The organism is Microcystis sp. M20BS1 (assembly GCF_020245305.1).
GTDB lineage: Bacteria > Cyanobacteriota > Cyanobacteriia > Cyanobacteriales > Microcystaceae > Microcystis > Microcystis ichthyoblabe_A.
This window is the reverse complement of record NZ_JADBUZ010000165.1, coordinates 1-7,009: the sequence shown is the minus strand read 5'-3', so window position 1 is coordinate 7,009 and position 7,009 is coordinate 1. Positions and strand designations below refer to the sequence as shown.

Here is a 7,009-nt window from a genome sequence, read left to right as displayed (position 1 = left end):
TCAGATGCCCCCCTTATTAAGGGGGGATTAAAGGGGGGACTAAGGGGGGATCGGCACCCCCCTTATCAAGGGGGGCAGGGGGGATCGAACCTAAAATCCATTTTTAATTTAATTATAACCAGCTACTTAATATTAGCCAATAGAACCCCCCAAAAGCTGGGATTGAGTGATAAAATCAGAAGTAATGCCCAATTTTAACGGTGATTTTCCCTTTAAAAATAACAACTTAGTAGAAGTTCTACAAAAAGTTGACAAATTTTAAAAATAGGGTGGATTACCTTCAAGATAACCACCCGAAAACTACCATTAATTATCTGTAATCAACCGGTATTTCTCATCCCTGCGGCAATACCATTAATCGTCATTAAAGCGCCCCTTAATAACTCCTCTTTAGAATAGCGGAAATGAATCACACCGGATTGAGCTTGACTATTGTATTGACGTAAACGCTTGAGGAGAGACACCTGTAGGAAACCGAGGGGAACGATCGAACCGTTGCGTAACTGCACCGAGCGCTGTAAGCTCGGATCATTATCTAATAAATGTTTCTCGCCGGTGATCTGGAGAACAATCTCGCTAGTGCGATTATATTCCTCTTTAATCCTTTCAAACAGACGTTGAAAACGTTCTCGATCTTCCTGTTTAGAAAGTTCACTGACGTAGTGATAGGCCATCTGTAAATCCACCTTTGATAGAGTCATTTCTGCCTTAGAAATCACCATCTGGAAGAAAGGCCACTTGTGATAAAAATGGCGTAACAATTCCAAATTTCTGCTAGGAGAATCATCGAGAAACATCTGTAAAGCTGTCCCTAAACCATACCAAGCAGGTAAAAGAAAACGGGTTTGGGTCCAACTAAATACCCAGGGAATTGCCCGCAGGGTAGTTAAATCCTGTTGACCACTTTTCCGGCGCGCCGGTCGGGAACTAATCTGTAAAAGACTAATTTCAGGAATGGGAGTTACGGACAGAAAGAAGTCTAAAAAGTCCGGTTCTTCATAAATCAAACTGCGATAGGTTTGCCGTGAACGGGTGGCCAAGTCCTCCATGATGCGATTCCAGGGTTCGAGATCATCAAAACCACTGCCCAGTAAACTTGCCTGTATGACTGCCGTTACGGCCGTTTCGAGGTTATACAAGGCCAATTCCGGTAAAGAGTATTTCGAGGCTAAAACCTCGCCTTGTTCGGTGATTTTAATGCGACCGTTAATAGTTCCCCGGGGTTGGGCGAGGATAGCGGCGTAGGCCGGACCCCCACCGCGACCGACGGAACCGCCCCGGCCATGAAAAAGACGTAGATCCACGCCGTATTGTTTAGCAGTTTTTTGTAAAGCCTTCTGGGCCTTATGAATTTCCCAATTACTGCTTAAAAAGCCGGAATCCTTGTTACTATCGGAGTAACCCACCATAATCTCCTGTAAATTACCCGGTTCGAGGATGGCCGGTTCCGGGGTCACTTCCTCCCCGTTTAAAGCCCCTAAATGGTCGTAACCGCCGGCTAGGGCTGCCCGGTAGAGGGGCAATTCAAACAAAGTCTGCATGATGCCGGGGGCGTGTTTGAGGTCATCGACGGTTTCAAAGAGGGGAACGATGCGGAGGGAACTGCGGCTAGTGGCGGGGTCGTATAACCCAGCTTCTTGGGCTAATAACAGCACTTCTAGCACATCGCTGGCCTCGTTGGTCATGCTGATAATGTAGGTTTGGCAGATTTCCAGACCAAATTCCCCTTGCAGACTTCTTAAAACTCGCAGGGTTTCAATGGTTTCGCAGGTTCTTTCCGAAAAGGGCATTTCCCGGGGAATTAAGGGCCGACGGGTTTTTAATTCCGCCACTAACCAGGCGATTTTTTCTGATTCGGTTAATTGGCCGTAGGGTTTGGGTAAAACTCCGAGATAGGCCGCGATTTCTTCGATACATTCGGCGTGACGGGTGGATTCTTGCCGAAAATCTAACTGAGTCAGGACAAAGCCAAAAATCTCCACTTGGGCAATCAGTTGATCGAGTTCTTGACAGGAAAGACCGGTTTGCAAGAGACTGCGCTGTAATAGCTGTAATTCGGCTAAAAACTCGGAACCAGAGCGATAGATGTTGGTTTCGTTGAGTTTAGTTAATAATTGTCGTTCTTCCGGGTCATTAAGGCGATCATTGCGATCACGGGTATTTTCCAGACGTTTTTGAATAAAGGCCAATTTGAGGCGATAGGGTTCCTGACGGTAGCGGATTGCTAACTGGCTATAGATTTCGGGCATTTGCTGTTTATCTCTGTCCAGGGAGTCCAGCAACTCCGGCAAGACGTGACACCAGTGCAGGGAGGCACTTAAAATACTGGTCAGGTCGCGAATAGCATCGAGATATTTTTTAACAACGAGATTGCGCTGATAACAGCAGGTTTTCCAAGTGACTTCGGGGGTAACGGAGGGATTGCCATCCCGATCGCCCCCCACCCAAGAACCGAAGCGACAGAAGTTATTTTTCGGCGCTTGTAAACGGGGAAAGGAGGATTGTAGGCTTTGCTGCAGACGCAGGGTTAACTGGGGTAGGGAATCGAAGAGAACTTCATCGAAGTAGTGAAGGGCATAATCCACCTCATCGACGACGGTGGGTTTAAATTGGTGTAGTTCATCTGTTCGCCACCAAAAACGTATTTCTTCTTTTAACTGTTTGGTGACTGTCTGTGCTTCTCTGGAGTTAGTTAACCCCATACTGCGAAAGATTTCTTCTGCTTGGTCGAGTTTTTCGAGAATGCCCGAAATGCGGCGCTGTTTAATGCGAATGGTATGACGGACAATTTCCGTGGGGTGGGCCGTAAAAACCAGACGAATATCTAATTGATCGAGAAGACGCTGAATTTCCTGGGGGGGGACGTTCACCTGTTTGAGATAGGGAAATAACCAGTGAAATAGCCCCGATTTTGGGCTGGAGTGATCGGACTCGTTTAGGGTTTTTTCTAGCCAATCGGCCCCGACAATGGTGGCTAAAAGGCTTTTTTGCGTTGGTTCAGCCTTGGGACTTTCGTTTTCTTCCCCGATCACCGTCCGTCGCAGTAGTTGCTGATCCCTTTGTTCGTAGTGTTGTTCGATTATATTTATTAACTGGAAATAGAGGGCAAAAGCGCGGGTAACTTTGATCGCTTCCCCTAGTTCCAAGTCTTCGATCATTTTGGCGATCGTTGCCTCCGCACTATCATCGGTCACTTGTCCTTCCTCAGAACAGAGATGGCGCAGTAATTCCAGTAAATCGACTAATTCTTGACCACATTCGGAGATCAAGACTTCTTTCCATAAATCTTCGATTAATTTCAGTCTTTGCTGCAGAAACAGGTTGGAAGTGGGGAAAATATCCTGTTCGGTTTCGGTCGAGGGGACAAGGACGCTCATAATTTCAGTAATCAGTAATCAGTAATCAGTAAACAGTCATCAGTCATCAGTCATCAGTGAAAAGAAAGCTCAGAACTTGCCCGTTAATACTATTCACTGAAAACTCAAATCTGATCATTGATAACTGATAACTGATCACTGATTACTGATATATCGGGATTAGTTCTTTACGGTTTGTCAAAAATGAGATTATATGCCAAAGAATCACATTTTTTCCTATTTTTAACAAAAATTTCGCTATTTTTGCCTCTTTTCAGGGGGCAAAAGGACTTTTTTCTTGGATTATTGGTCACTTTTGACCGGTAACTGATCGGGAATATTGAGCAGCGGCAAGCGATCGCCACGAAAGATTTCCTCGCTGTCTTTCCCGACTTCTATCAACCAATTATTAATAGAACGTAGTCCCAAGTAGGATAAAAGAAAGGGACTGACCGCTAGACTAAGCCAAAGCTCGATCGGTTGAGTTTTCATGGCAATTTTTAGGTTAAAGGACGGCGTTTGATGCGACGAATCGGAAAATTAGCAATCAGGGCGGTAGTTCGTTGGTCACTTTCTAAGAGTAACTCGGTTTCCTCGGTGTCGATATCAAGATAACGACCGACCACTTCTAAGATTTCTTGACGCATCATATCGAGAATTTCGGGACTAAGATCGGCGCGATCATGGGCTAGAATAAGTTTTAAGCGTTTTTTAGCTTGGTCGCCACTTTTGCCCGAACCGCGCCATGCTAGAAGTTTATCGATCAGGTCATTCATAGTAGGTTAAAGGGTTGAGATGAGAGAGTTTAAGGCCCAAACAAGCGACGACGCAGACGGGTAAGAAAACCTTCCTGACCGGCCATTAAATCTAGAAACGGCACATCGCGACCCTGTAAACGTTGGGCAATGTTTCTAAAGGCCATAGAGGGGAGAGAAGTCTTCTCCTCTAATACTAATGGTTCTCCTTTATTAGTGGAAATAATAATTCTTTGATCGTCGGGAATAATCCCCAACAGGGGAATTACCAATAAGTCGAGAATATCCTCGACGCTGATCATCTGATTAAGTTGGATCATTTCCGGCCGCAGCCGGTTGACAATCAGACGAATACCCTTAATATCCTCGCTTTCTAGTAATCCTACCACGCGATCGGCATCTCTCACCGCCGACATTTCTGGGGTAGTAACGATGATCGCTTCTTGGGCAGCAGCGATCGCATTGCGGAAACCCATTTCAATTCCTGCCGGGCAATCAATCAATACATAATCATAACTTTTTGACAATTGGGCGACTAAATCCTTCATTTGATCGGCAGTAATTGCCTCTTTTGTACGATTTTGTGCCGCCGGTAATAGAACCAGATTTTCCTGTCTTTTATCCTTAACTAAAGCTTTATCAAGGCTACAATCTCCCGCTACCACATCGAGGGCAGTATAAACGATACGCTGTTCTAATCCTAACAATAAATCGAGATTTCTCAGTCCGAAATCGGCATCGACAAGGGCGACTCGACAGCCTAATTGAGATAAAGCTGAACCTAGATTCGCCGTTACCGTCGTTTTACCGACTCCTCCCTTTCCCGATGTCACCACAATTACACGAGCCATAATTTATATCAGTTATCAGTTATCAGTTATCAGCTATCAGCTATCAGTTATCAGTTATCAGTTATCAGCTATCAGTTTTATAGAGTTTTTCGTTTCAACGCAGTTAATCGCTATTTTTACCAGTCACTGAATCACTGTTTACTGATCACTGTTTACTGATCACCTTTTTTCGACCCACCCCACTTTATCTTTAAAGGTGTAGGTTCTGGAAAAATTATAAGCCCCAATGATGCGGATTCCTCCTTCGCTGATACAGGCGATTTCTGGTTCTATGCGATCGCTATTTAAAGCCGGGGCCCGTGCCACCAATTCCGCGATCCTCAGTTGAGTTAAATCGATTCGCAGGGCCATGATTAGCGCCGCTCGATCGCCGCGGAATCCCGCATGGGCCACACCGCGTAAACTCCCCCAAACTAATATATCGCCATCAGCGACGATCGATCCGCCGGGGTTGACATCGCCCATGATTATAACTGTACCGGGGTGACGGATTTCTACACCCGATCGCAGGGTAGTTTTTAAGTATAAAGGTTCAGCGAGGAGGGATGGCAGCGGTTGCTCGTCCCCGAAAACCGTGGCATTTGATTGCATTTGTTCGACATTGTAACCCATAGTTGCCGCTGCCACTGCGGTTTGTCTTCTTTGAGTTTGGATCGTATGTAGGGGTAATTCGGCACTGTCTAAAATTGTGGCGATCGCTTGTAGTTGCCGCGTATCCATCAGGCGATCGTTGGCCTGTAGATGTACAGGTGTTCTAGCTGGGCAGTTTTGACCGCTATTACGGAGATAATATTTCAATCCTGTCAAGATATCTGTCCAATCCTGACTTGTCTCCCCGGCGCCGGTTTTGGGTAAAATTAGCACCAATTTCTCGCCCTCACTTTTAAGGTGAATTTGGGTGTATCTTGACCTTACCGAGGCTGATGGCTCAATTTTTTCGGTTTCTAGGTCGATTTCTTGATTTATTCCGGTTTTGGTTTCATCCATAAAGATAATTTTTTACTTAAACAAGACAAAGCGCAAAATAGCGATCAGCAAACCGACGGAAGCGGTAATCAGTGAACCGCCTAAAATGGTTATTAATGCCCAAATTTGATTTTTTTGACTGCCCTCAACTATTTTGAGGCGATTATCCATCCCTTCGACTCTTTCGGTTAATTTTGCCTGTCCTATCTCTAGGGATTTAACATCTTGCTTGATTTCCTTAATATCAGCCTTAATTTCGCCAATATCAGCTTTAATTTCGACGATACTATTCTCGATCGCCGTGAAACGAGTCTCGATCGCTTTTTGTCCGTTGATAATTAAGTCTTCTAGCCTTTGCAAGTCCGTATCGGCAACAGTTTTCATAAAAATTAACTGGCTATCAGTATAGATGTTTCTTTAATTATGAACCTTGAGCAGCCGGCAGCAATGGGAATTAGGAATTATGAATTAGGAATTACGGCTGATGTGAGATAGAGAGGTTTGTAAAATCAAAGGGAGGCATCACGATAAAGGTAATCACTCCAAAGCATGAGGCCTCCCATGAATAGGATAGATGCTCCCACCCTCTTGACTATTATTTATGTCCTGGTGGATGACTGGTATCAAGAACAGGGATATCGCTTGACTCCCATGCTGCCTGGACCTGAGCCTAGTTTCAGTGATAGTGAAATGTTGACCTTTTGGTTTATTCCCCGAACGCTCCCGCAGCAGAATCCGTATTGCAGTTCATTCAAAGCAACAATATCCTAGCCGACAAGGGGTTTATTGGTAAGTAGTCGTGCAAAATTAATTTCCTAGTAAAGATAGGCACTCATGCAAGAGGCAAAAGGCAAGAGGGGGTTAGATATGTGTAATTAGGGTCTGCTGAATAAATCTAAAAACCTTGTTGGGTAAACCTTCTAGACTTGTTTTTACTCAAAAAGTGCCAGCCGTTGCGGGGATCGGGGGGAAAATTCAGGTACTTTTTCCCTGAAAATTAGGTAATTGACTACCTCAAAATCGGTAAAACCCCACACCCCACACCCCACACCCCACACCCTGCCCCCAGGAAAAGCTTTTT

6 protein-coding genes are annotated in these 7,009 nt (G+C 45.0%); all 6 read right to left on the bottom strand.

All coding sequences use genetic code 11. From position 1 onward, the window contains the following. Positions 1 to 320: 320 nt before the first annotated feature. The 6 genes from ppc to IM507_RS16500 all read right to left on the bottom strand — a co-directional run bounded on the left by ppc (position 321) and on the right by IM507_RS16500 (position 6,312). Complete coding sequence (ppc, locus tag IM507_RS16525) at positions 321 to 3,377, bottom strand: phosphoenolpyruvate carboxylase (protein WP_002732333.1); 3,057 nt, start codon at positions 3,375 to 3,377, stop codon at positions 321 to 323. A 282-nt stretch (positions 3,378 to 3,659) separates the two neighbouring features. Beyond that, positions 3,660 to 3,848, bottom strand: a complete 189-nt coding sequence (locus IM507_RS16520; RefSeq protein WP_002733324.1) for a hypothetical protein — start codon at positions 3,846 to 3,848, stop codon at positions 3,660 to 3,662. A gap of 8 nt (positions 3,849 to 3,856) precedes the next feature. After that, entirely contained in the window at positions 3,857 to 4,132 is a 276-nt protein-coding gene (minE, locus tag IM507_RS16515; RefSeq protein WP_002732811.1) for a cell division topological specificity factor MinE, read from the bottom strand. A 29-nt stretch (positions 4,133 to 4,161) separates the two neighbouring features. After that, positions 4,162 to 4,962 carry a septum site-determining protein MinD gene (minD, locus tag IM507_RS16510; RefSeq protein ID WP_002733442.1) on the bottom strand — a complete coding sequence of 267 codons (801 nt, stop codon included), beginning with the start codon at positions 4,960 to 4,962 and terminating at the stop codon, positions 4,162 to 4,164. 159 nt (positions 4,963 to 5,121) lie between these two features. Beyond that, positions 5,122 to 5,949 carry a septum site-determining protein MinC gene (gene minC, locus IM507_RS16505; protein ID WP_002731665.1) on the bottom strand — a complete coding sequence of 276 codons (828 nt, stop codon included), beginning with the start codon at positions 5,947 to 5,949 and terminating at the stop codon, positions 5,122 to 5,124. A 12-nt stretch (positions 5,950 to 5,961) separates the two neighbouring features. Continuing rightward, complete coding sequence (locus IM507_RS16500; protein ID WP_103112913.1) at positions 5,962 to 6,312, bottom strand: hypothetical protein; 351 nt, start codon at positions 6,310 to 6,312, stop codon at positions 5,962 to 5,964. Positions 6,313 to 7,009: the final 697 nt, after the last annotated feature.